General features: G+C 70.1%; 20 protein-coding genes. 13 read left to right on the plus strand and 7 right to left on the minus strand.

Translation table 11 applies throughout. The features are described from left to right. Positions 1-41: 41 nt before the first annotated feature. Both AB0J78_RS05570 and AB0J78_RS05575 read right to left on the minus strand, forming a co-directional pair. Positions 42-1,331: an ABC transporter substrate-binding protein gene (locus AB0J78_RS05570; protein ID WP_363787310.1), complete on the minus strand. Its 1,290-nt coding sequence runs from the start codon at positions 1,329-1,331 to the stop codon at positions 42-44. A 188-nt stretch (positions 1,332-1,519) separates the two neighbouring features. Continuing rightward, a complete protein-coding gene (locus tag AB0J78_RS05575) occupies positions 1,520-2,536 on the minus strand; it encodes a LacI family DNA-binding transcriptional regulator (RefSeq protein ID WP_363787312.1) in 1,017 nt (338 codons plus the stop codon). 312 nt (positions 2,537-2,848) lie between these two features. On the opposite strand from AB0J78_RS05575, the gene AB0J78_RS05580 reads away from it, so the two are divergent. Continuing rightward, entirely contained in the window at positions 2,849-4,483 is a 1,635-nt protein-coding gene (locus AB0J78_RS05580; protein ID WP_363787315.1) for an alkaline phosphatase D family protein, read from the plus strand. Between the two features lie 5 nt (positions 4,484-4,488). Then, a complete protein-coding gene (locus tag AB0J78_RS05585; protein WP_363787317.1) occupies positions 4,489-5,739 on the plus strand; it encodes an alkaline phosphatase family protein in 1,251 nt (416 codons plus the stop codon). Positions 5,740-5,860: 121 nt separating this feature from the next. On the opposite strand, the gene AB0J78_RS05590 is transcribed toward AB0J78_RS05585, so the two are convergent. Then, entirely contained in the window at positions 5,861-6,682 is an 822-nt protein-coding gene (locus AB0J78_RS05590; RefSeq protein WP_363787319.1) for a bifunctional allantoicase/(S)-ureidoglycine aminohydrolase, read from the minus strand. Between the two features lie 275 nt (positions 6,683-6,957). On the opposite strand from AB0J78_RS05590, the gene AB0J78_RS05595 reads away from it, so the two are divergent. After that, complete coding sequence (locus AB0J78_RS05595; protein ID WP_363787321.1) at positions 6,958-8,439, plus strand: NCS1 family nucleobase:cation symporter-1; 1,482 nt, start codon at positions 6,958-6,960, stop codon at positions 8,437-8,439. A gap of 36 nt (positions 8,440-8,475) precedes the next feature. Continuing rightward, a complete protein-coding gene (locus AB0J78_RS05600) occupies positions 8,476-9,195 on the plus strand; it encodes an aspartate/glutamate racemase family protein (RefSeq protein ID WP_363787323.1) in 720 nt (239 codons plus the stop codon). A gap of 135 nt (positions 9,196-9,330) precedes the next feature. Here AB0J78_RS05600 and allB read toward each other — a convergent pair whose 3' ends face one another. The 3 genes from allB to AB0J78_RS05615 form a co-directional block, all read right to left on the minus strand. Beyond that, positions 9,331-10,659, minus strand: a complete 1,329-nt coding sequence (gene allB / locus AB0J78_RS05605) for an allantoinase AllB (protein WP_363787548.1) — start codon at positions 10,657-10,659, stop codon at positions 9,331-9,333. Between the two features lie 157 nt (positions 10,660-10,816). Further along, positions 10,817-11,470 carry a GntR family transcriptional regulator gene (locus AB0J78_RS05610; protein WP_363787326.1) on the minus strand — a complete coding sequence of 218 codons (654 nt, stop codon included), beginning with the start codon at positions 11,468-11,470 and terminating at the stop codon, positions 10,817-10,819. A gap of 84 nt (positions 11,471-11,554) precedes the next feature. Beyond that, positions 11,555-12,325, minus strand: a complete 771-nt coding sequence (locus AB0J78_RS05615) for a GntR family transcriptional regulator (RefSeq protein ID WP_363787549.1) — start codon at positions 12,323-12,325, stop codon at positions 11,555-11,557. Between the two features lie 155 nt (positions 12,326-12,480). Here AB0J78_RS05615 and iolC point away from each other — a divergent pair, with 155 nt between their 5' ends. The 5 genes from iolC to AB0J78_RS05640 are packed head-to-tail and all read left to right on the plus strand — an operon-like array spanning position 12,481 to position 18,620. Continuing rightward, the gene (gene iolC, locus AB0J78_RS05620) at positions 12,481-13,446 is read left to right on the plus strand and encodes a 5-dehydro-2-deoxygluconokinase (RefSeq protein WP_363787328.1); all 966 of its coding nucleotides are present in this window, start codon (positions 12,481-12,483) and stop codon (positions 13,444-13,446) included. 23 nt (positions 13,447-13,469) lie between these two features. After that, positions 13,470-14,351: a deoxyribose-phosphate aldolase gene (locus tag AB0J78_RS05625; RefSeq protein ID WP_363787330.1), complete on the plus strand. Its 882-nt coding sequence runs from the start codon at positions 13,470-13,472 to the stop codon at positions 14,349-14,351. 10 nt (positions 14,352-14,361) lie between these two features. Continuing rightward, entirely contained in the window at positions 14,362-15,258 is an 897-nt protein-coding gene (iolB, locus tag AB0J78_RS05630) for a 5-deoxy-glucuronate isomerase (RefSeq protein ID WP_363787332.1), read from the plus strand. Next, positions 15,255-17,117: a 3D-(3,5/4)-trihydroxycyclohexane-1,2-dione acylhydrolase (decyclizing) gene (gene iolD / locus AB0J78_RS05635; RefSeq protein ID WP_363787334.1), complete on the plus strand. Its 1,863-nt coding sequence runs from the start codon at positions 15,255-15,257 to the stop codon at positions 17,115-17,117. The genes iolB and iolD overlap by 4 nt, the downstream gene beginning before the upstream one ends. A 9-nt stretch (positions 17,118-17,126) precedes the next feature. Continuing rightward, positions 17,127-18,620 carry a CoA-acylating methylmalonate-semialdehyde dehydrogenase gene (locus AB0J78_RS05640; RefSeq protein WP_363787336.1) on the plus strand — a complete coding sequence of 498 codons (1,494 nt, stop codon included), beginning with the start codon at positions 17,127-17,129 and terminating at the stop codon, positions 18,618-18,620. 160 nt (positions 18,621-18,780) lie between these two features. Here AB0J78_RS05640 and AB0J78_RS05645 read toward each other — a convergent pair whose 3' ends face one another. Continuing rightward, positions 18,781-19,857, minus strand: coding sequence for a LacI family DNA-binding transcriptional regulator (locus AB0J78_RS05645; RefSeq protein ID WP_363787338.1), 1,077 nt, complete (start codon positions 19,855-19,857; stop codon positions 18,781-18,783). Positions 19,858-20,039: 182 nt separating this feature from the next. On the opposite strand from AB0J78_RS05645, the gene AB0J78_RS05650 reads away from it, so the two are divergent. From AB0J78_RS05650 to AB0J78_RS05665, 4 genes are read left to right on the plus strand one after another with little or no spacing between them, the layout of a single operon-like run. Continuing rightward, positions 20,040-20,990 carry a TIM barrel protein gene (locus tag AB0J78_RS05650; protein ID WP_363787340.1) on the plus strand — a complete coding sequence of 317 codons (951 nt, stop codon included), beginning with the start codon at positions 20,040-20,042 and terminating at the stop codon, positions 20,988-20,990. A gap of 60 nt (positions 20,991-21,050) precedes the next feature. Further along, positions 21,051-22,463, plus strand: a complete 1,413-nt coding sequence (locus AB0J78_RS05655) for a sugar porter family MFS transporter (RefSeq protein WP_363787342.1) — start codon at positions 21,051-21,053, stop codon at positions 22,461-22,463. Positions 22,464-22,483: 20 nt separating this feature from the next. Then, positions 22,484-23,350 (plus strand): sugar phosphate isomerase/epimerase, encoded by an 867-nt coding sequence (locus tag AB0J78_RS05660; protein ID WP_363787344.1) that lies wholly within the window; start codon positions 22,484-22,486, stop codon positions 23,348-23,350. 26 nt (positions 23,351-23,376) lie between these two features. After that, positions 23,377-24,399, plus strand: a complete 1,023-nt coding sequence (locus AB0J78_RS05665) for a Gfo/Idh/MocA family oxidoreductase (RefSeq protein WP_363787346.1) — start codon at positions 23,377-23,379, stop codon at positions 24,397-24,399. Positions 24,400-24,454: the final 55 nt, after the last annotated feature.

Raw genomic sequence — 24,454 nt, forward strand, 5'->3', positions numbered from 1 at the left:
AGTCCCGGGGCGGCGCCGCGAACCGGCGCCGCCCCGCGCGCTCACTGCTGTCCGGTCAGCTCCTGGAGCCGGGCCTGCAGATCGGCCAATGCCTGCTCGGAGGACTTCTCACCGCGCAGCGCCGCGTAGGCGTGCTCCTGGATCACGTCGGTCACCTCGCCGTACTTGACCACCCGGGGGCGCGGCTCGGCGCCCTCGATGGACCTCTTCAGCAGCGGCAGGTACGGGTACTTGGCCTGCATCGACGGGTCGTCGTAGAGCGAGATGCGGGTCGGGGCCAGCGAGCCCTGGTCCAGCCGCAGCCGCTGCTGCTCGGGGGCGGTGGCGAATTTGATGAAGTCGACCGCGGTCGCCTTGTTCTTGGCGAACGAGGAGATCGCCAGGCTGTGCCCGCCGAGGCTGGACACGCCGGGACCCGCTACGCCGGGCAGCGGCGCGACGTCGAACTTGCCCGCCACGCCGGAAGAACCGTCGGTCTTGGCCGCGTGCGAGTACTGGTTCGGCCAGGCGCGGCTGAACAGGATCTTGCCTTCCATGAAGGCGCGCCGCGTCTCGGTCTCCTTGAACGTGATGGCATCGCGGGGGATGGTCCCGGAGCGGAAGCCCTCGACGAGCGCGTCCAGACCGCGCTTGGCCTCGGGCGTGTTGACGTTGGGCTTGCCGTTCGGGTCGGTGATCACGCCGCCGGCGCCGTGCACCGCCTCGGCGAAGTTGACCGTGAGCCCCTCGTACTTCTCGTACTGCCCCGCGAAGCAGGACATCCCGGCGGCCTCCGGCAGGGCGAGTACCTTGTCGCAGGCCTGCCGCATCTCGTCCCACGTCGTCGGGGGCTGCACACCGGCCTTGGTCAGCAGGTCCTTGCGGAAGTAGAGCATCGCGCCGTCGGAGGTGGCGGGGACGCCGTAGAGCCGGTCGCGGTACAGCGAGGTCTCGACGGTGGTCGGCACGAACTCGTTGATGCCGAACTGCTCCTGGGGAAGTGCGGTGATCCAGCGGTTCGCGGCGAACTCCGCGGTCCAGACGTTGTCGAGGTCGAGCACGGTGAACGCGTCGGACTTGGTCTGCGCGTTCTGCACCATCTGCTGGCGCTGGTCATCGGCCGAGGAGGAGAGCTCGATGAAGCGGACCTGCTCGTCGGGGTGCGCCTTGTTCCACGCCTCGACGATCTTGGGGTTGACGCTCTCCTCGTCCTTGCCCGCCACGAAGGTGATCGGGCCCCGGCCTTCGAGCGCAGCCGATGGCTCGTTGGTGGCCGAACCGCCGCAGCCGGCGGTCAGTGCGGCGGTGCACGTCAGCACCGCGGCGATCGCTAACCGGTTTCTCTGTCTCATGTCACTCTCCATTGAGGACTCATCGAGCGCACGGGGTCTCCGCCGCGCGATGCACCGGATCGATCCAGTGGCATCGTGCGGTCGTTCGGTATTCGATTCGTCGAATTGCGCCGGGCGCGATGCGCCCGCTTTCAGATCGCCAGCGAACGGCAGGTTCTCACCTGCGCTTACCAGCCTCCTTCATCTCCTCACAGTTCCGCGCTTCTCCGCGGAGGAGCCGTTGAACCTCGCACCACCAATTCGATCGGAATCGGCACGACGGTGCTCGCGCGAGAATTCGAGTTCAATTGGTCGATCAACAACTGCGCGGCCGTGGCTCCCTGCGCGCGCACCGGCTGGGCCACGGTGGTCAGGTCCACGTACTCGCTCATCTCGTGGTCGTCGAAACCGACGATCGACATGTCCTCCGGCGTCGACCTGCCGTGCCTGCGCAGCGAGCGCAACGCGCCCATGGCGATCTCGTCGGCGTAGGCGAAAACGGCTGTGGGCTGGTGGCTTTCGGCGAGCAGCCGGTCCATCGCGCGCTCGCCGCCCGCGATGGAGAACTCGCCGGGGACCATCCACTCGGGGCGCTGTTCGACGCCGTTGTCGTGGAGGGTTTTCAGGAACGCCTCGCGGCGGACGACCGGTGCGACGGCGCCCAGCGGTTTCGGTTCCAGTCCCTGGATCATCGCGATGTCGCGATGCCCGAGGTTGATCAGGTGCTGCACGGCCAGCCGGGTGCCGAGCCGGTCGTCGATGTGCACGGAACTGAATCCCTCGGCCTCGTGGCCGACCAGGCCCAGCGGTACGTCCAACCCGCGCAGCCGGTCGGCTTCCCGCTCGGTGAGGTCCATCGAGAGCACCAGCACGGCGTCCACCCGCCCGCGCAACGGCAGTTCCCGGAAGAACCGCTCGCGGGACTCGACGTCTCCGGCGGTGTAGAGCATCAGGTCGTAACCGGCGGCCCGCAGGACCTGCTCGGCGCCACCGATGATCTGCCCGAAGAACCACCGCCACACGAACGGGACGACGACTCCGATGCAGAGCGTGCGCCCGGTCGCCAGTCCGGACGCCGAGCGGGAGATCGAGTAGTCGAGTTCGTCGGCCAGCTCGGCGATGCGCTGCCGCGTCCGTTCCGATACCCCGGAGCGTCCCCGCAGCGCGCGCGACACCGTCGACGGCGAGACGCCGGCTCGCCGCGCGACCTCCTCGATGCCGACCACTCGCCCTCCCTCGATCGATCCGCTGTCCAGATCGCGAGGAATGTACTGTGGCCTGAGTCTCATGCGCAAGCGTTTGCGTTCACCTGGCGAGATGGCCGCTCCTCGGGGCCTGTGAACAGGTGTTTTCGTCGCGCAAACGCCGCCGCAAAGTGGAGGTGGGGCTTCCGCTGGCGCTGTCGGTCGCTGACGCGGCGGGCTCCCGGCGGTGGGGCGGCCCGGGAGTTGTCGATCAAGCGGCTGGTCTGTGAACAGGTCGGTAACGTTCCTCCGAACGGGTGTACACGCACTCGTCGGGGTGACATTTTTCGGATCATGTCGCAGATCCGCCGTCGGTCGTTGATCAAGGCCGGTGGGGTGCTCGCCGGTGCGATGAGCATCGGTGGGCTGGCCACCACCGCATCCGCCTCCGGGCCGGTTTTCGCGCACGGCATCGCCTCCGGCGACCCGACCGCCGACGGCGTGGTGCTGTGGACGCGGGTCACTCCGGAACCGGAAGCACTGCCCGGTTCCGGAGTCGGCGCGGCCTGCGCGGTCGACTGGGAGGTCGCCGCCGACGAGGGTTTCGGGAACGTGGTGGCGCGCGGTTCGCTGATCACCGGGGCGTGGCGCGACCACACGGTCAAGGTCGACGTCGCCGGTCTTCCCGCCGGGCAGCGGCTCTGGTACCGCTTCCGGGCGCTGGGCGAGGTGTCCCGGTCTGGCCGCACCCGCACCGCGCCAGCGGCGGACGCGCCGCTGCGGCGGCTGCGAGTCGGAGTGGTGTCCTGCTCGAACTGGCAGGCCGGCCACTTCGCCGCCTACCGCCACCTCGCGGCGCGCGGCGACCTCGACGCGGTGCTCCACCTCGGTGACTACCTGTACGAGTACGCGCCGGGCGAGTTCCAGGCCCGCGACGTCGTGGTGCGCCCGCACGATCCGCCGGTGGAGATGACGACCCTGGAGCACTACCGGCGCCGCCACGCCCAGTACAAGACCGACCCCGACCTGGCCGACCTGCACGCCTCGGTTCCGTTCGTGGTCACCTGGGACGACCACGAGTCCGCCAACGACGCGTGGTCCGGCGGAGCCGAGAACCACACCGAGGGCGCCGAAGGTTCCTGGACCGACCGCAGGTCGGCCTCGCAGCGCGCCTACGCCGAGTGGATGCCGGTGCGCTACGAACCCGGTGGCGTCCTGCACCGGCGGCTGCGGTTCGGCACGCTGGCCGAACTGTCCATGTTGGACCTCCGCAGCCACCGGAGTCAGCAGGTCTCCACGCCGCTGGACCCGGGCATCGGCGATCCGGCGCGCACCATCACCGGCGCAGAGCAGATGCGCTGGCTGACCGGCGGTCTCGCGGACTCCACGGCCCAGTGGAAGCTGATCGGCAACCCGGTGATGATCGCACCCGTGCGGTTCCCCTCGACGCTGTCGATCGAGGAACGCCGCGCGATCGGCGAGCTCACAGGCACCCCGGAGATCGAGGGGCTGCCCTACAACGTCGACCAGTGGGACGGATACACCGCCGACCGCGACGAGGTCCTGGGCGTGCTGCACGAGCGGGGGATCACCGACACCGTCTTCCTCACCGGCGACATCCACTCGGCGTGGGCGGCCGAACTGCCCTTCTCGCCCGCGACCTACCCGCTGGACCGCAACTCGGTGGGCACCGAACTCGTGTGCACATCCGTGACCAGTGACAACCTCGACGACATCCTGCGCGTCCCGCCGCGCACCGCCTCGCTGGCCGTGGAGGCCGCGATCCGGGCCAACAACCCGCACGTGAAGCACCTGGACTTCGACTCGCACGGCTTCTCGGTCCTGGACGTCACCGCGGAACGCGTCCAGATGGACTGGTTCGCGCTGGACGACCGCACACAGCCGTCCACCGGTGCCCAGCGCACCGTCTCGTTCGAGGTGCCCGCGGGAAGTCAGCAGGTGCACCAGGTTTCGGAGGGAATCCGGTGAATCCGGTGAATCCGCTGAACCGCCGCAGCTTCCTGCGCGCCGCAGGTGCCGGTGTGCTGCTGTCGGCATCGTCCCCCGCCGCCTGGGCGGCGGACGCCAAGCAGCTGCGCGCCTACGCGCTGGTCGTCGACGGGTGCCGGCCCGAGGAGATCAGTCCGGTGCTCACCCCTCGGCTGCACGAGCTCCGCGAGAGCGGGACGTCGTTCCCATCGGCGCGATCGCTGCCGGTGATGGAGACGATCCCGAACCACGTGATGATGATGAGCGGCGTGCGCCCGGACCGCACCGGCGTCCCGGCCAACTCGGTGTTCGACCGCGCCGAGGGCCAGGTCCGGACCCTCGACCGCGCCTCCGACCTGCGAGCCGAGACGCTGCTGGAGCTCTTGCGCGGCCACGGCAAGGTCACCGGCAGCGTGCTGAGCAAGGAGTACCTCCACGGCATCTTCGGCACCCGGGCGACCGTCCGCTGGGAGCCGGAGCCGATCGTGCCGATCAGCGGCCACGCACCGGACGCGTTCACCGCGGAGGCGTTGTTGTCCATCGTGGACAGCGCGGATCCGGACCTGGTGTTCGCGAACTTCGGCGACGTCGACCGCGTCGGCCACACCGACCTGACCGGCACCACGCTGCACGCGGCCCGCGCGGCGGCGCTGGCCTCCGCCGACGCCCAGGTGGGCCGCTTCGTCGACCACCTGCGCAGCACGGGGCGCTGGGAGTCCAGCGTGCTGCTGATCCTCGCAGACCACTCGATGGACTGGTCGCTGCCGCATCGCGTGATCTCGCTGCGCCCGGTCCTCGACTCCGACCCTGCGTTGGCGGGCCGCACCGAGATCGCCCAGAACGGTGGCGCGGAACTGCTGTACTTCACCGGCCCCGACGCCGAGCGCCCCGCGGCCGTGCAGCGGATGCGCGAGCTGGCGGAGGCCACCGAGGGCGTGCTGTCCGTCCATGACCCCGCCGAACTCCGCCTGGGGCCCGAAGCGGGCGACCTCGTCGCCTACTGCGAGGAGGGCTGGCGCTTCACCGACCCGGAGCTGGTCTCCAACCCCATCCCGGGCAACCACGGGCACCCGGTCACGGAACCGATCCCGTTCTTCATCACGGGAGGCCACCCCGCAGTCCGCCGGGGCAACACGACCCCGGCGCCGGCGACCACGATGGACGTAGCCCCCACCCTCGCCACCCTCTTCGGCCTCCCCACCACCCACTACGACGGCACACCCCGCACCGAAGCCTTCAACCCCACACCCACGTGACCGAACCCCGGAAAACTCCCGTATTCGGGCACCGGATTACTGCGGTATTCGGGTATCAGGATTACCGCAGCATTCGGGGACATGATTACTGCGGTAATCCGGGTTCCCGTGGGGACCGCCGTCAGGTGAGGCGGATCTGGCGGTTGACGTCCTTGTAGAGGAGGTAGCGGAAGGGACCGGGTCCTCCCGCGTAGCAGGCTTGGGGGCAGAAGGCCCGCAGCCACATGAAGTCGCCCTCCTGGACTTCGACCCAGTCGCCGTTGAGGCGGTACACGGCCTTGCCCTCCAGGACGTAGAGGCCGTGCTCCATGACGTGGGTTTCGGCGAAGGGGATCACGCCGCCGGGCTGGAAGGTGACGATGTTGACGTGCATGTCGTGGGCGAGGTCGTCGGGGTCGACGAAGCGGGTGGTCGCCCAGGCGCCGTTGGTGTCGGGCATCGGGGTCGGCGCGATGTCCTGCTCGCGGGTCACGAACGGCTCGGGCGCGGAGATGCCGTCGACGAACTCGTAGGGCTTGCGCACCCAGGAGAACGTCGCGGGGGAGTGGCCCGGGTTGCTGACCGACCAGTCGGCTCCGGCGGGCAGGTAGGCGTAGCCGCCGGGTTCGAGGTGGTGGCGGGTGCCGGCGATGGTCAGCTCCAGTTCGCCGGTCATGAGGAACACGACGGATTCGACGCCGGGTTCGGGTTCGGGGTTGCCGCTGCCGCCTTCGGGGGCGATCTCGACGAGGTACTGGGCGAAGGTGGTGGCGAAGCCCTGGACGGGCTTGGCCAGCACCCAGGCGCGGGTGCGGGTCCAGCCGGGGAAGTTGCTGGTGACGATGTCGCGCAACACGCCGCGCGGGATCACGGTGTAGGCCTCGGTGACGATCGCCCGGTCGGTGAGCAGATCGGTCTGCGGCGGCAGACCACCGGTAGGAGCGAAGTACGACGGCGTGTTCAAGCTGACTCCTCCTCGACGGGAAACCCGACCTAGCGTACGCCCGTGACCTGCGAAATTCATGTATACAAAAGGGCGCCTGAGGAGCAGGATAGGCAACCTCGGCCCGATGCGGAAGCCCCCGCGTCCGCCGCCGAGATCACATCGGACTCGGCTACCGGACAGTATTGACGGACGCCTGCGCGCGCCTTACCGTCTTCTCCAACTCGCACGTATACTTTCGCATCGCGGAAATGACCCATCTCGCAGAGTGGCGGGGTGGAGCTTGGAGGCGGCCAGTGACTGCCACGAACGACCAATCCGATGTGGACCTCCCGCCCGCCTCAAGTGAGCGGCTGTACAGCTACGACCTGGCTCCCACGAAGAAGGAGGGGCGCCGCTGGGGCGCCTACAACGTCTTCACGCTCTGGGCCAACGACGTGCACAGCCTCGGCAACTACGCCTTCGCGATCGGCCTGTTCGCGCTCGGGCTCAACGTCTGGGGCATCCTGGCCGCGTTCGTGCTGGCCTCGGCGCTGCTGTTCCTGCTGCTGACGATGTCGGGCTACATGGGGCACAAGGCGGGCGTGCCCTTCCCGGTGATGAGCCGGATCGCGTTCGGCACCAAGGGCGCGCAGATCCCGGCGGCCGTGCGCGGGGTCGTGGCCATCGCCTGGTTCGGCATCCAGACCTACCTCGCCTCCTCGGTGCTCGACGCGCTGCTGGTCGCGATCTTCCCCGGGCTGAGGTCACTGGAAGACCAGTCGTTGCTGGGTCTTTCGCTGCTCGGCTGGATCACCTTCCTGGCGCTGTGGGCGGTCCAGGTCCTCATCGTCAGCTACGGCATGCACGTCATCCGCAGGTACATGGCGGTGGCCGCGCCGACCACGCTGATCACCATGCTGGGCCTCGCGGCCTGGATGTTCGCCCGCGCGGACTTCTCGATCTCGATGTCCACGGCCCAGCCGCTGACCGGCGGGGCGATGTGGTTGCAGATCCTGCAGGGCGCCGCGCTGTGGGTGGTCATCTACGGCACGTTCGTGCTGAACTTCTGCGACTTCACCCGTTCCGCCAAGAGCCGCCAGTCGATCGTGCTGGGCAACCTGGTCGGCATCCCGGTGAACATGCTGTTCTTCGCCGGAATCGTGGTCGTCCTCAGCGGGGCGCAGTTCAAGATCAACGGCCGGGTGATCACCAGCCCGACCGACATCGTGCAGACGATCCCCAACACCTACCTGCTGGCGCTGGCCTCGCTCGCGCTGATCGTGCTGACGATCGCGGTCAACCTGCTGGCCAACTTCGTCGCCCCGATCTACGTGCTGGTCAACCTCTTCCCGAAGCGGCTGAACTTCCGCCGCGCGGGACTGGTGAGCGCGGTGATCGGCCTGGTCATCCTGCCGTGGAACCTCTACGACAGCCCGGTGGTGGTCAACTACTTCCTGGGCGGTCTGGGCGCGCTGCTCGGCCCGCTGTTCGGCGTGATCATGGCCGACTACTGGCTGATCCGGAAGACGCGGGTGAACGTCCCCGAGCTCTACACCGAGGACAGCAACGGCGAGTACCACTACACGCGCGGATACAATCCGAAGGCGGTCTGGGCGTTCATCCCGGCCGCGGCGATCGCCGTGGTGCTGGCGCTGGTGCCGGCCTTCAGCTCGGTCGGCGGGTTCTCCTGGTTCATCGGCGCGATCCTCGGCGCGATCATCTACGCGGTCATCGGCGACCGCAAACCGGACGCGCGGGACGTGGACGGGGAGACCATCGCCGTCGCCGCGGAATGAGACCGCGGATCAAGGTTTTCGGAGAAAGTCGGTTTCATGCGCATTCTCGTCGTGAACGTCAACACGACCAAGTCCATCACCGATTCCATCGGTGAGCAGGCCGCCTCGGTCGCCTCGCCCGGGACCGAGATCGTCCCGCTGACACCGTCTTTCGGGGCGGAGTCGGTGGAGGGCAACTACGAGAGCTACCTCGCGGCGGTCGCCGTGATGGAGGCCGTGCGGGCCTACCCGGAACCGTTCGACGCGGTCATCCAGGCCGGGTACGGCGAGCACGGCCGCGAGGGGCTGCAGGAGCTCCTCGACGTCCCGGTCGTGGACATCACCGAGGCGGCGGCGAGCACGGCGCAGTTCGTGGGTCGCAGCTACTCGGTGGTGACCAGCCTGGATCGCACGGTGCCGCTGATCGAGGACCGGTTGCACGCGGCCGGTCTCAGCGCCCGCTGCGCGTCGGTGCGCGCGAGCGGGCTGCCGGTGCTGGACCTGGAACGCGATCCGCAGGCGGCCGTGGACGCCATCGTGGAGCAGGCGGTCAGCGCGGTGCGCGACGACCGGGCGGAGGCGATCTGCCTGGGCTGCGGCGGCATGGCCGGACTCGCCGAGCGGGTCGTGGATCGCACCGGCGTTCCGGTGATCGACGGCGTGACGGCGGCGGTGACGATCGCGGAGTCGCTCGTCCGGCTCGGCCTGAAGACCTCGAAGGTGCGCACCTACGCCCCGCCGCGCCCGAAGGAGATGAAGAACTGGCCGCCGGTGTGATGGTGTGAAACCACGAAAGCCGGGCCTCCGACGTGGAGGCCCGGCTTCTGCCATGCATGGTGGCGGTTCTGGTCCGAACCGCCCGGCGTCGATGTCGCTCTTGCCGGGTCGGTTCGGACCAGGACCACCCGCGGCTCAGACCTCGCCGCGGGTGAGCAGCTTGCCGTGCCGCTGCGAGGTGTCCGCGCCGTCACCGGCGATCTGGGTTCCGCGCAGCCAGGTCTCGCGCACGACGCCGGCCAGCGGACGGCCGTGGTAGGCCGAGACCGGGTTGCGGTGCTGGAGCTTGGCGACGTCGACGACGAACGCGTCGTCCGGCGCGAACACGCACAGGTCCGCGTCGTTGCCCACCGCGATCGAGCCCTTGCTGCGCATCCCGGCGAGCTCGGCGGGCTTGCGGGCCATCCAGGTCACCACGTCGGACAGGTCGTACCCGCGCTGGCGCGCCTGGGTCCAGATGGCCGACAGGCCCAGCTGCAGGCTGGAGACCCCGCCCCACGCGACGCCGAAGTCGCCGGTGTCGAAGCGCTTGAGCTCCGGCGTGCAGGGGGAGTGGTCGCTGACGATGCAGTCGATCGTGCCGTCGGCGAGGGCCTTCCACAGCAGTTCGCGGTTGGCGGCCTCGCGGATGGGCGGGCAGCACTTGAACTGGGTGGCGCCGTCGGGGATCTCCTCGGCGGTGAAGCTCAGGTAGTGCGGGCAGGTCTCGACGGTCACCCGCACGCCCTCGGCGCGGGCCGAGGCGATCAGCGGCAAGGCGTCGGACGAGGCCAGGTGCAGGATGTGCACCCGGGCTCCGATGCGCCGGGCCAGCTCGATGACCTGCGCGATCGCGACGTTCTCCGCGCCCTTGGGGCGGGAGGCGAGGAAATCCCCGTAGTCCTCGCCGTGCGGGGTCGGGGCCTCGTCGATCGCGTCGGAGTCCTCGGCGTGCACGATCATCATCGCGTCGAACCCGGCCAGTTCGCGCAGCGCGGTGTCGAGCTGGGCGGAGTCCAGCGGCGGGAACTCGTCGACGCCGGAGTGCAGCAGGAAGCACTTGAAGCCGAACACGCCGGCCTCGTGCAGGCCGCGCAGCTCGTCGAGCTTGCCGGGGATCGCGCCGCCCCAGAAGCCGATGTCGACGTGCGCCTTCTCCCGAGCGGTCTTGCGCTTGACCTCCAGCGCGTCGGTGTCGACCGTCGGCGGGAGGCTGTTGAGCGGCATGTCGACGATGGTGGTGACCCCACCGGCGGCCGCCGCGCGGGTGGCGGTGTCGAAGCCCTCCCACTCGGTGCGGCCGGGGTCGTTGACGTGCACGTGGGTGTCGACGAGTCCGGGCAGCAGCACCTCGTCGTCGGCGAGTTCGACGATCCGGTCGCCCTGCAGCTCGGCGTCGAGCGGTTCGACGGCGGCGATGCGGCCGTCCCGGATGCCGACGCTGCCGGACGTCTCACCGTGCGGGCCGATGAGTCGCTGCGCCAGGAAGACCAGGTCGAACGGCGTTGTTGAGCGGACCAACGCGGCACCTCCCTCGAACATCGATCACGAGGGATCGAGTTTCGCGATACGAAAGTATATTTGAACGTATACGTAAACTATGGCGAGCTGGTTGCGCCAGTCAAGGGAGGCGAGCGGGGTTTCAGTGCACCATGCGCTCGAGCACCATCGCGCGGCTCGCGCGCACGTGCTTGCGGGCGATCTCCGACGCCCGCTCGGCGTCACCGGCTGCTATGGCCGCGTAGAGCTCCGCGTGCTCGGCGCAGACGCGCTCCGGCTCCAGGTTCAGCCGGAACAGGGCGGCCAGCCGTCCGTGCAGCGGTTCGAGCATCGATGCCAGCAGCTCGTTGCGGGAGACCGCCACGAGCTTGTCGTGGAACTCGGTGTTGGCCTCCGACATCGCGTCGGTGTCGGAGGAGTCCAGCGCCTCGCGGGCGCGGGTCGCCAGCTCGCCCAGCCGTTCCACGTCGGCGGAGTCGCTGCGCTCGGCGGCGAGCCGCGCGGCCAGCGCTTCGAGGGCTTCGCGCACGTCGAAGAGCTCTTCGAGCTGCTGCCGGTCGAGGCTGCGGACGAACACGCCGCGCCGGCGCGGCCGGACCTCGACCATGCCCGCGCTCTGCAGCATCCGGATCGCCTCCCGCACCGGGACGCGGGAGATGCCGAACTCGATGGCCAGTTCCTGCTCGAAGATCCGGTCGCCGGGCCGCAGTCGCCCGTCGCTGATCCGGGCCTGCAGCTCGTCGTGGACCTGATCGCGCAGCGGAACGCGCGGTCCCCCCTCGGGTACTTCGGTCACGGCAACCTCACGAATCACGGCTTCGGCGAGCGTGCATCACGCCCAGCACGTTAGTGCGTTCGCAGTGACGGCAGGTCTCGCGGGTCACGTGTCGCCGCGGAGGGTGAGGTCGAAGGTGTAGCGGGAGGCGCGGTAGACGTGCGTGCCGTACTCGACGATGGCGCCGGTGTGGTCGTGGGTGATGCGCTGCGCGGTCAGCAGCGCGGCCCCCCGCGGCTCGTCGAGCAGGGCGGCTTCCTCGTCGGTGGCGGTGCGGGCGCCGATGGTCTGCTGGGCGGCGTGCAGGCGGACGCCCGCCGCGCGCAGGAGCCGGTAGAGGCCGCGTTCGCTCAGGTCCTCGTCGCTGGGCCGGATCAGCGCGGCCGGGAGGTAGTTGCGCATCCGGGCGATCGGCTCGCCGCGCGCGCTGCGGACGCGCTCCAGGTGCAGCACCTCGTCCTGTTCGGACAGTCCGAGCGCGCGGGCGGCCTCTTCGGGCGGGTGGCAGATCTCGTTGACCAGCACGCGCGTCGTGGGGTGCGCCTCGATGCCGGTGAGGTCGTCGTGGAGGCTGCTCAGCTCCAGCGAGCGCTTGACGTGGTTGAACACGACCTGCGTGCCCGCGCCGCGCTTGCGCACCACGAGCCCCTTGTCGACCAGCGACCCGATCGCCTGCCGGATGGTGGGGCGGGACAGCCCGAGGTTGCCCGCCAGCTCGATCTCGTTGTCCAGGCGCGCGCCGACGGGCAGCGCTCCGGAGGTGATGGCCTCCTCGATCTGGCTCGCCACCTGGAAGTACAGCGGGACGGGGCTGCGGTGGTCGACCGAGATCTGCCTGGCTGGATCCCACCGGGGGTCCTGGGATCGGTGTCGCATGGCGGTCACGCCGCTCACGATATCAAGAACACACGACGTAAATAAGTCCGTATGTGCTGACAAAGTCTTGACAGCGATGTGGCGCCCACGTAGACAAAGGGACGTCCGTGCACCGGCCGCAACGAGCGGCCGCGTCCGTTGGAGGGGCTTCTGCCATGAGGGATCGGTTCGACGTGATCACGATCGGCCGGATCGGGGTCGACATCTACCCGCTGCAGACCGGTGTGCCGCTGCCGCAGGTGGAGACGTTCGGCAAGTACCTCGGCGGCACCGCCACCAACGTGGCCGTCGCCGCCGCCCGGCTCGGCCGCCGCAGCGCGGTCATCAGCCGGACCGGGGCCGATCCGTTCGGCGAGTACATCCACCAGGCGCTGCGCGGTTTCGACGTCGACGATCGGTGGGTGAGCGCCGTCGAGCAGTACCAGACCCCGGTCACCTTCTGCGAGCTGTTCCCGCCGGACGACTTCCCGCTGTACTTCTACCGCCGACCCAAGGCCCCCGACCTGGAGATCCACGTCGACGAACTGGACCTGCAGGCTATCGAGGACGCCCGCATCTTCTGGATGACCGGTACCGGACTGGCCGAGGAGCCGAGCCGCTCGGCGACGCTCGCGGCGCTGCGGCACCGGGCCAAGCGCGGCACCACGGTCTTCGACCTGGACTGGCGACCGATGTTCTGGCCGGACCAGGCCGAGGCACGCCGCTGGTACCAGGAGGCGCTCGCCCACGTCACGGTCGCGGTCGGCAACCTCGACGAGGTCGAGACCGCGGTCGGCACCCGTGACCCGGAGGAGGCCGCCGAGCGGCTGCTGGAGCTCGGCGTGGTGCTGGCGGTGGTCAAGCAGGGGCCGAACGGCGTCCTCGCGCGCACGCGCGAGGAGAGGACGGTGGCGCCACCGGTCCCGGTCGACGTCGTCAACGGGCTGGGAGCCGGGGACGCCTTCGGCGGCGCGCTGTGCCACGGACTGCTGCACGGCTGGGCGCTGGAGCGGACCATGCGCTTCGCCAACGCGGCCGGCGCCCTGGTCGCCGGCCGCCTCGCGTGCTCCTCGGCGATGCCCTACGCGCACGAGGTCGAGGAGACGCTGTCGACGAACTCCGGCTCGGCGCTGCGCGCATGAGCACGGCGGAAAGTGAGATCCGGGTGTCCCCATTGAGCATCACCGAACTGTTCGAGGTGCGCGCGACGCGTCCTGAGGCCATCGCCGAGGCCGCCGCGCTGCGCGTGAGACGGCCGCTGCTCGGCGAGTCCGGTCGCATGATGATCGTCGCCGCCGACCACCCCGCGCGCGGTGCGCTGGCAGCGGGTGGGAATCCGCTGGCGATGGCCAACCGCGCGGACCTGCTGGACCGGCTGTGCACCGCGCTGCAGCGACCGGGCGTGGACGGGGTGCTGGGCACCGCCGACGTGCTGGAGGACCTGCTGATGCTCGGCGCGCTGGAGGACAAGGTCGTCATCGGCTCGATGAACCGGGGCGGCCTGGCGGGCTCGGCGTTCGAGCTCGACGACCGGTTCACCGGTCACCGCGCCGAGGACCTGCACCGGATGCGCTTCGACGCGGGGAAGCTGCTGCTGCGGCTGGACCTGAACGACCCGGGGTCGCTGAACACCATGCAGGGAGCGGCCAACGCCATCAACGAGCTCGCCGAGCGCGGGCTGATCGCGATGGTCGAGCCGTTCCTGTCCCGGCGCGTGGAGGGCAAGGTGCGCAACGACATCTCGGCCGAGGCGGTGGCGCGCTCCATCGCGATCGCCTCGGGGCTGGGAGGGACCTCGGCCTACACCTGGCTGAAGGTGCCGGTGGTCGACGAGCTCGACGAGATCGGCCGGGCGCTGGAGACCACCACGCTGCCCACGGTGCTGCTGGGCGGCGAGGTGCCCGACGATCCGGCCGCCACCCAGGAGCGGTGGCACAAGGCGCTGCAGCTGCCCAACGTGCGCGGGCTGGTCGTGGGCCGGAGTCTGCTGTACCCGCACGACGACGACGTCGCGGGCGCGGTCGACGCCGCGGTCGCACTGCTGTAGAGAGGGAGAAGTGGTGAGCAACAAGGGTTTTCACCTCGCCGACGGGGATTCCGCGCGTGCCGGGTACCGCACCTTCGTCGACCCGGACTCGGCCGGCTGGGGGTATTCCTCGCTGCGAGTGCTGGAGCTGGCGGCCGGTGAGTCGCGCGAGTTCGACACCGGTGAGAGCGAGTGGATCGTGCTGCCGCTCAGCGGTTCCTGCACGGTGTCCTGCGACGGCGAGGTCTTCGAGCTCGCGGGCCGTGCGAGCGTCTTCGCGGGCGTCACCGACTTCGCCTACGTGCCCAGGGATGCCTCGGTGCGCGTCGAGAGCGGCCGCGGCGGGCGGTTCGCGCTGACCGGTGCGCGCTGCGAGAACCGGCTTCCCGCGCGCTACGGACCGGCCTCGGGCGTGCCGGTGGAACTGCGGGGTGCGGGCCAGGCCAGCAGGCAGGTCAACAACTTCGGCGCGGCGCACGTGTTCGAGGCCGACCGGCTGATCGCGGTGGAGGTGCTGACCCCGGCGGGCAACTGGTCCTCGTTCCCGCCGCACAAGCACGACGAGGACCGCGAGGGCGAGTCGCGGCTGGAGGAGATCTACTACTTCGAGATCGCCGATGCGCACGGCACTCCCGGTGTCGGCTACCAGCGCGTGTACCCGTCGGGCCCGGACAGCGCCACCGACGTGCTCGCCGAGGTGCGCAGCGGCGACGTCGTGCTGATCCCGGACGGCTGGCACGGACCGTCGATGGCGGTGCCCGGCTACGACATGTACTACCTCAACGTCATGGCCGGACCCTCGCCGGACCGCGCCTGGCTGATCTGCGACGACCCCGCGCACGCGTGGGTGCGCGGCACCTGGGCCGACCAGCCGGTCGACGCCCGGCTGCCGTTCTACCCGGCTCCGTCCGAAGTGGAGGCACGATGACGACGCGGAGGCTGACCGTCGCGCAGGCCCTGGTGCGGTTCCTGGCCCAGCAGCACACCGAGCGCGACGGGGTGCGGCACCGGCTGGTCGAAGGGTGCTGGGGGATCTTCGGGCACGGCAACGTCGCCGGTGTGGGCCAGGCGCTGCTGGAATCCGGCGACCGGATGCCCTACCTGCAGGGGCGCAACGAGCAGTCGATGGTGCACGCGGCGGTCGGGTTCGCCCGGCAGCGCAACCGGATGTCGACCTACGCGGTCACCACCTCCATCGGTCCGGGCGCGACGAACCTGGTCACCGGCGCGGCGCTGGCCACCATCAACCACCTGCCGGTGCTGCTGCTGCCCGGCGACGTGTTCGCCACCCGACCGGCCGATCCGGTCCTGCAGCAGCTGGAAGTGCCGCACGCGCGCGATGTTTCGGTCAACGATTGCCTGCGTCCGGTCTCGCGCTACTTCGACCGCATCTGGCGGCCCGAGGCGCTCATCCCCTCCGCGCTGGAGGCGATGCGGGTGCTCACCGACCCGGTGGAGACCGGCGCGGTGACCCTGGCGCTGCCGCAGGACGTGCAGGCCGAGGCGTTCGACTGGCCGGAGGAGTTCTTCGCCGAGCGCGTCTGGCGGGTGCACCGCCCGGTGGCCGACCCGGAGTCGGTGTCGGACGCCGTCGAGGCGATCCGGGGAGCGCGCCGTCCGCTGATCATCGCAGGTGGGGGAGTGCACCACAGCGGAGCCGAGCGGGAACTGTCCGACCTCGCCGAGCGCACGGGCATCCCGGTGGCCGAGACGCAGGCCGGGCGCGGTTCGCTGCGCCACGACCACCCGTGCGCGATGGGCTCGATCGGGCACACCGGCACCGAGGTGTCCGACGACCTCGCCCGCGAGGCCGACCTGATCATCGGTGTCGGCACCCGCTACTCGGACTTCACCACGGCGTCGCGCACGCTGTTCGCGGACCCGGACGTGCGGTTCGTCAACGTCAACATCGCCTCGATCGACGCGCACAAGCAGGCCGCCACCCCGGTCATCGGCGACGCGCGCACCACCCTGCGGCAGCTGTCGCAGGCCTTGTCCGGGCACCGCGTCGCCGACGACCACGCCGAGCGGGCCAGGTCGGGTGCTCGCCGCTGGGCCGAGGTCATCGACTCGGTCACGCGCGGCGCCGGTGCGGAACGACCGGGCCAGGCCGAGGTCATCGGTGTTCTCGACGAGGTCCTCGGGGAACGGGACGTGGTCATCAACGCGGCCGGTTCGCTGCCGGAGGACCTCAACAAGCTGTGGCGCGCCAAGGACCCTCAGCAGTACCACGTCGAATACGGCTACTCCTGCATGGGTTACGAGATCCCGGCCGCGATCGGCGCCCGCATGGCCGACCCCTCGCGCGAGGTGTTCGCGCTGGTCGGCGACGGCACCTACCTGATGATGCCGACCGAGCTGGTCACCGCGGTGCAGGAAGGCATCAAGATCAACCTGGTGCTGGTGCAGAACCACGGCTACGCCTCCATCGGCGGGCTCTCGGAGAAGGTCGGAGGCGAGCGCTTCGGCACCGCCTACCGCTACCGCACCGGCGACGGCACCTTCACCGGCGAACCGCTGCCGGTGGACCTGGCCGCCAACGCGGCGAGCCTCGGCATGCGCGTGCTGCGCGCCGAGACCAACGACGAACTGCGACGAGCCCTCCGCGACGCCCGGGAGGACCCCCGGCCCACGGCGGTCTACGTCGAAACCGACCCCGCCAAGGCGCAGCTGCCACCCGAAGCGTGGTGGGACGTCCCGGTCGCCGAGATCGCCACCCGTGAATCGACCCGCGAGGCCCGCAAGCGCTACGAGGACCAGGTAGCCGCGCGCCGACACCACCTGTGAGAGGAAGCAGTGAAGACCATCCAGCACTTCATCGACGGCAAGCACGCCGACGGCACCTCCGGCCGTCATGGCACGGTCACCGACCCGGCCACCGGCGAGGCCACCGGGCAGGTCCCGCTCGCCTCGGTCCCCGAAGTCGACACCGCAGTCTCAGCGGCTGCCAAGGCCTTCGAGAGCTGGGGCACCGCCTCGCTGGCCAAGCGCACCCAGGTGATGTTCCAGTACCGCGAGCTGGTCAACGCCCACCGCGACGAGATCGCCGAGCTGATCACCGCCCAGCACGGCAAGGTGCACTCCGACGCGCTCGGCGAGATCGCGCGCGGACTGGAGATCGTCGAGCTGGCCTGCGGCATCCCGCAGCTGCTCAAGGGCGAGACCTCCACCCAGGTCTCGACCCGCGTGGACGTGGAGTCGATCCGCCAGCCGGTCGGCGTCGTCGCGGGCATCACCCCGTTCAACTTCCCGGCGATGGTGCCGATGTGGATGTTCCCGGTGGCCCTGGCCTGCGGTAACACCTTCGTGCTCAAGCCCAGCGAGAAGGACCCGTCGGCGACGCTGCGGCTGGTGGAACTCGCCCACGAGGCAGGCGTTCCGGACGGCGTCCTCAACGTCGTGCACGGCGACAAGACCGCGGTGGACCGGCTGCTGGAGCACCCGGACGTCGACGCCGTGAGCTTCGTCGGGTCCACCCCGATCGCCAAGCACGTCCACGACACCGCGGGCGCGCACGGCAAGCGGGTGCAGGCGTTGGGCGGAGCGAAGAACCACATGCTCGTGCTCCCCGACGCCGACCTGGACCAGGCGGCCGACGCGGCCGTTTCCGCCGCTTACGGCAGTGCGGGGGAGCGCTGCATGGCCGTGTCGGTGGTCGTGGCGGTCGACCCGATCGGCGACGAGCTCGTCGGCAAGATCGCCGACCGCGCCCGCGCGCTGACCATCGGACCGGGCAACGACCCGGCGTCCGAGATGGGCCCGCTGATCACCGCGGAGCACCGCGACAAGGTCGCCTCCTACGTGCCCAGGGCCCGCGAGCAGGGCGCCGAGGTCGTGGTGGACGGGACCGGCCTGGTCGTCGAGGGCCACGAGGGCGGGTTCTTCACCGGGGTCAGTCTCGTCGACCAGGTCACCCCGGAGATGGACGTCTACGCCGACGAGATCTTCGGCCCGGTGCTGGCGGTCGTGCGGGCAAAGAACTACCAGGAGGCGCTGACGCTGATCAACCGATCCCGCTGGGGCAACGGCACCGCCATCTTCACCCGCGACGGCGGCGCGGCCCGACGCTTCCAGATGGAGGTGCGGGCGGGAATGGTCGGCGTGAACGTGCCGATCCCGGTGCCGGTGGGCTACCACTCCTTCGGCGGCTGGAAGGACTCGCTGTTCGGCGACCACCACATCTACGGCAACGACGGCGTGCACTTCTACACCCGGGGCAAGGTCATCACCACCCGCTGGCCCGACCCCAGCGACGGCGGCGTCGACCTCGGCTTCCCCAGCAACAGCTGAAATGCCCTTTGCAGGCGGCGGAGCCGCCTTCTCCTGGCCCCACCCCAGCGACTGGCACCGCCGCGGGTTCTGAGACGTCGTCCGGCGAGCACGCCGCGACGCCGTGCATTGGCATGCATCAGGAGTGGCGCACGGAGTCCGGACGGCGTCTCAGGTTCCGCTACCCGCACCGCCACGCACGTTGAGTTGAGGAACAGGTTTTGAGCGCACAGCGCGGGGGTGCGGTGCTGCCCCGGGACACCAGCCTGGGGTCCAGCACCACCTCCTGCGGGTTCCGCGAGGCGTCCTCCAGGCGCTCGACCGCCAATCGCACGGCGTGCCGGGCCATCTGCTCGGCGTCCTGGCGGATGGTGGTCAGCGCCACCGGTGCGAGGTGCGAGACGTGGCTGTCGTCGTAGCCGACGATGGAGATCGCCTCGGGGACGTCGACGCCGGCCAGCGCGAACACGCGCAGCAGTCCGAGCGCGCAGCGGTCGTTGCCCGCCAGCACGGCGGTCGGCAGGACCGCCTCGTCGAGCAGTCGGCGGGCCGAGTCCTGCCCCGCCTGCTCGGTGTGCGCGCCCGGGAGCACCCGCGCGCGCGAGCCGAGCCCGTGGGCGTCCATCGCGCGCAGGTAGGCCTCGCGGCGCCCGGCTGATCCGGGCTCGTCGCCGCCGTCGACGTGCACGAGCTCGCGATGGCCCAGGTCGACGAGGTGATCGACGGCCTGCCGCATCCCCGCTTCGTCGGCGGTGCGCACGTTGTCGATCCGGGTCGCCTCCTCGCGCGCGTTGATCGCGGTGACCACGGCCCGCCGACCCAGCTCGTCGAGCAGGTCCGCCTCGGCGCGCGGCCCGAGCAGGATCAGCGCCTCGCAGCGGTGGCTGAGCAGAGCCTCCACCGCCTTCCGCTCGTCGCGCGACGGTGCGGTGGCCGACAGCAGCACCTCGTAGCCGAGCCGCTCGGCCTCCGGGTAGATCACCTCGACGAGGTCGGCCTGGAACGGCTGGTGCACGGTGAGCATCACGCCGAGCGTGCGGCTGCGGTGGCTGGCCAGCATCCGGGCCGCGGTGTCCGGCTGGTAGCCGAGCCGGTCCGCGGCCTGCAGCACGCGCTGCCTGGTCTCCTCGCCCGCTCCGGGCTTGTTGCGGAACACCAGCGAGACCAGCGCGCGGGAAACCCCTGCGGCGCGGGCGACGTCGGCCATGGTCGGCCGGCGACCGTTGGTGCCGTCAGGGCGTGTGGAGTCGTCGATCACGTCGCCGATCCTTCCTCATCCCCACCGCAGATGACTTTGGCAGAACGTCTTGACATATTGATGTGACCGCCAACATAGTGTTCGGGACTAGAGCGCGCTAGTCGGCGCGCCAGGGCCGACTTCTCGCCGATTCCGGCGATCGACACCCACCGGCGGGCACGCCGGGAACCGAGGAGGGTTCGATGACCACGACGTCCGAGACCGCCCCGCGCACCGTGGCGGGAAATCTCTGCCTGGGCTCGGCGCCCGACTCGTGGGGCGTGTGGTTCCCCGAGGACGAGCACCAGGTTCCCTACACGCGCTTCCTCGACGAGCTCGTCGAATCCGGCTACGGCTGGCTGGAGCTCGGCCCGCCCGGGTACCTGCCGCTGGACCCGCAGCGGCTCGCCGACGAGGTCGGCTCGCGGGGTCTGCAGGTCTCCGGCGGCACGACCTTCGGCGCGCTGCACCGGCCGGAGGAGTGGGAGCGGATGCTCGCCGAGGTCGGCAAGGTCGCCGAGCTGACCGCCGCCGTCGGCGCGCACCACCTGGTGTTCATCCCGCCGATGTTCCGGGACGAGAAGACCGGGGCCTTCACCGAATCCCCCCAGCTGAGCGCCGACCAGTGGCGCGCGCTCGGGTCGGCCGCCAACGAGCTCGGCAAGATCCTGCTGGAGGAGCACGACGTCCGGCTGTGCCTGCACCCGCACGCCGACAGCCACGTCCAGACCCAGCCGGAGATCGAGCGCTTCCTGGACGCCACCGACTCCCGCTACGCCAACCTCTGCCTGGACACCGGGCACGTGGCCTACGGCGGCGGCGACAACCTCGACCTGATCCGGCGCTTCGCCGAGCGCATCGGCTACGTGCACATCAAGCAGATGGACCCCGACGTGCTCGCGCAGGTCTCCGCCGAGGACCTGTCGTTCGGCGAGGCCGTCAAGCGCGGCGTGTGCGTCGAACCCCCGGCCGGTGTGCCCGACCCGGGCGAGATCGTGCGCGAGCTGTCCACCTTGGACGCGGAGCTGTTCGTGATCGTGGAGCAGGACCTCTACCCGTGCGCACCGGACGTGCCGCTGCCCATCGCCGTGCGCACCCGGGAATACCTCGGCGCATGCGGCCTGAGCGGAACCCGGCGCCCGCAGACCCGGTGACCACCACCCCTGGGGATCCGCAGCGCGCCCGCAGAGCGCACCACGAAGGAGACCGTACGAATGTCCGAAGTGCACAGTGACGTGCCCGCCCCCGCCGAACCGAGAACCGGTCCCCAGTCCCGCAGGTTGAAGGTCATCACCGTCGTGGCGACCTTCGGCGGACTGCTGTTCGGCTACGACACCGGCGTCATCAACGGCGCCCTGCCCTACATGCAGGAGGACCTGGGGCTGACCCCGCTCACCGAGGGACTGGTCACCAGCTCGCTGCTGTTCGGCGCGGCGATCGGCGCTTTCGTCGCCGGCAGGCTGGCCGACGCGCGAGGCCGCCGGCGCACCATCCTCTGGCTCGCGGGGATCTTCCTCGTCGGCGCTCTGGCCTGCACGTTCGCGCCCAGCGCCACGATCATGGTCATCGCCCGCTTCGTGCTCGGCTTAGCCGTCGGCGGTGCCTCGGTGACCGTGCCGACCTATCTCGCCGAGGTCTCGCCCGCCGAGCGGCGGGGCCGGTTGGTCACGCAGAACGAGCTGATGATCGTCAGCGGCCAGCTCGCGGCCTTCACCTTCAACGCCGCGATCGCCGGGGCGCTCGGCGAATCCGCGCACGTCTGGCGATACATGCTGGTCATCGCCTCGTTGCCCGCCGTGGTGCTGTGGTTCGGCATGCTCGTGATGCCCGAGAGCCCTCGCTGGCTGGCCTCCCGGGGCCGTCTCGGCGAGGCCCTGGAGGTGCTGCGGCAGGTCCGCACCGCGCAGCGCGCGGAGTCCGAGCTCGCCGAGGTGCAGCGGCTCGCGGAGCAGGACCAGCAGCAGCGCGCCGGGGGCTGGGCCGACCTGAAGGTGCCGTGGGTGCGGCGGCTGCTGATCGTCGGGATCGGCATCGCCGTCGTGCAGCAGGTCAGCGGCGTGAACACGATCATGTACTACGGCACGCAGATCCTGAAGAGCTCCGGTTTCTCCGCCAACGGGGCCATCGTCGCCAACATCGCCAACGGCGTCATCTCGGTGCTGGCCACGTTCGTGGGCATCTACCTGCTCGGCCGGGTCAACCGCAGGCCCATGCTGCTGGTCGGTCAGGCGGGCACGGCGATCGCCCTGCTGCTGGTCGCGCTGGTGTCGATGACGGTGCCCGAAGGGCTGCTGCGCGGCGTGCTGGTGCTGGCGCTGACCGTGACGTTCCTGGCGTTCCAGCAGGGCGCGACCTCGCCGGTCACCTGGCTGATGCTCTCGGAGATCTTCCCGCTGAAGATGCGCGGTTTCGCCTTCGGTCTGGCGAGCCTGATGCTGTGGGCGGCGAACTTCACCGTGGGACTGACCTTCCCGATCCTGGTCGACGCGCTGGGCATCGCCACCACGTTCCTGGTGTTCGTCGCCGTCGGCGTGCTCGCCATCGCGTTCGTGGCCAAGTTCGTCCCGGAGACGCGTGGGAAGTCGCTGGAAACACTGGAAACCGAGCTGCGCGTCCGCTACTCCTGAAACTCCACTGAGGACCCGTCATGAAGATCGCAATCGATCCGCACATGTTCCGCACGCTCCCGATCGGGGAGATGGTGCGCACCGTGGCCGAGATCGGGTACGAGCACATCGAGCTGTCCCCGCGGGACGACTTCATGCCCTTCTTCGTGCACCCGCGCGCCGATGACGAGCGGGTCGCCGAGCTCAAGTCGGCGCTGCGCGAGACCGGTGTGCAGCTGGCCAGCGTGCTGCCGCTCTACCGCTGGTCCGGTCCCGACGAGACCGAGCGCCAGGCGGCGGTGCGCTACTGGAAGCGCATGATCGAGGTGACCGCCGAACTCGGCTGCACCCAGATGAACTCCGAGTTCAACGGACGCCCCGAACTCCCCGCCGAGAGCGAGGCCGCGTTCTGGCGATCGATGGAGGAGCTGCTGCCGGTGTTCGAGCGCGAGGGAATCGCGCTGAACCTGGAGGCCCACCCCGACGACTTCTGCGAGGTCAACGCCCCTGCGGTGGACCTGGTGCGGGCGATCAACGAGCCGTGGGTGAACTACCTGTACTGCGCGCCGCACACCTTCCACCTCTCCGGCGAGGACACCGGCGCTGACATCCCCGCGATGCTGCGCTACGCCGGCGACAAGCTCACCCACGTGCACATCGCCGACACCTTCAACCACAAGGCGTCCTCCGGGCTGCGCTACATCCTCAACCCGCCCGGCACTCCTGCGCGCATCCACCAGCACCTGGACGTCGGCCAGGGGGAAGTCGACTGGGACGCCTTCTTCGCCACGCTCCGCGAGTTGAACTTCGACGGGATCGCCACGGCATGCGTGTTCGCGTGGGAGGACCGCGCCGTGGAGTCGTCGAAGTTCATGCTCGACCGGATCACCCGCGAGCTCAAGCGCTGAAAGACATCAGAGGAAGGGAATTTCCCGTGCAGGAACAGCAACTTCGCGTCGGGCTCATCGGCGCGGGCAGGATGGGTGCCGACCACGCGCTCCGGCTCCACGAACGCATCAGCGGAGTGCGGCTGGCGGCGATCGCCGATCCCGACCTCGACCGGGCGCAGCAGGTCGCGGGTGGTTTCGGCGCCCGCGCCACGGCCGACGCCTTCGAGGTGATCGACGACTCCGCCGTGGACGCCCTGGTGATCGCCTCGCCCGGCTCCGCGCACGAGCCGCTGCTGCTCGCGGCCATCGAACGCGGTGTGCCGGTGCTGTGCGAGAAGCCGCTGACACCCGACGCGAAGTCCTCGCTGCGCGTGGTGGAAGCCGAGGAGGCGCGCGGAAAGCACCTCGTGCAGGTCGGGTTCATGCGCCGCTTCGACGCCGAGTACGCACAGCTCAAACGGCTGCTCGACGCCGGCGAGCTGGGCGCACCGCTGATGTTGCACTGCGTGCACCGCAACGCGGCCACCCCGCCCGGATTCACCAGCGAGATGATGATCTACGACTCGGTGGTGCACGAGTTCGACACGGCCCGCTGGCTGCTCGGCAGCGAGATCACGGCGGTCACCGTCCGCGCTCCGAAGTCGAGCTCGGCGGCCCCGGACGGGCTGCTGGACCCGCAGATGGTCACCATCGAAACCACCGGCGGCGCACTGGTCGACGTCGAGATCTTCGTCAACTGCGGCTTCGGCTACCAGGTCCGCTGCGAGGCCGTCGGTGAGCGGGGCACCGCCCTCATCGGCGCGGACGGCGGCCCTCTCGTGCACCGCTCGGGCCACTGGGGCGGCACGATCAGCGACGACTTCCGCGACCGCTTCGGCGCCGCCTTCGACCGGGAGTTCCAGCGCTGGGCCGATGCTGCCCACCGTGGCGGCATCGACCCCAACGCAGCCACCACCTGGGACGGCTACGCCGCCGCAGCAGCCTGCGAAGCAGGCGTGGAGGCCCAAACCACCGGCACCAGAGCAGAAGTGGACCTCGCCGAACGCCCCGACTTCTACACCCCCTGACCCGCCCGCGGCTGCGCCCCCGCACCCCACCCACCGGATTTCAGTGGAAATCGTG

It is taken from the genome of Saccharopolyspora sp. NPDC049426, from assembly GCF_040676935.1.
In the GTDB taxonomy this organism is placed as follows: domain Bacteria; phylum Actinomycetota; class Actinomycetes; order Mycobacteriales; family Pseudonocardiaceae; genus Saccharopolyspora.

Bases quoted from the DNA above. Each gene is read 5' to 3' on its own strand.
- AB0J78_RS05655 (WP_363787342.1), top strand. From the start codon at position 21,051: ATGTCCGAAGTGCACAGTGACGTGCCCGCCCCCGCCGAACCGAGAACC.
- AB0J78_RS05570 (WP_363787310.1), bottom strand. From the start codon at position 1,331: ATGAGACAGAGAAACCGGTTAGCGATCGCCGCGGTGCTGACGTGCACC.
- AB0J78_RS05580 (WP_363787315.1), top strand. From the start codon at position 2,849: ATGTCGCAGATCCGCCGTCGGTCGTTGATCAAGGCCGGTGGGGTGCTC.
- AB0J78_RS05600 (WP_363787323.1), top strand. From the start codon at position 8,476: ATGCGCATTCTCGTCGTGAACGTCAACACGACCAAGTCCATCACCGAT.
- iolC (WP_363787328.1), top strand. From the start codon at position 12,481: ATGAGGGATCGGTTCGACGTGATCACGATCGGCCGGATCGGGGTCGAC.
- AB0J78_RS05660 (WP_363787344.1), top strand. From the start codon at position 22,484: ATGAAGATCGCAATCGATCCGCACATGTTCCGCACGCTCCCGATCGGG.
- AB0J78_RS05615 (WP_363787549.1), bottom strand. From the start codon at position 12,325: ATGCGACACCGATCCCAGGACCCCCGGTGGGATCCAGCCAGGCAGATC.
- iolD (WP_363787334.1), top strand. From the start codon at position 15,255: ATGACGACGCGGAGGCTGACCGTCGCGCAGGCCCTGGTGCGGTTCCTG.
- AB0J78_RS05650 (WP_363787340.1), top strand. From the start codon at position 20,040: ATGACCACGACGTCCGAGACCGCCCCGCGCACCGTGGCGGGAAATCTC.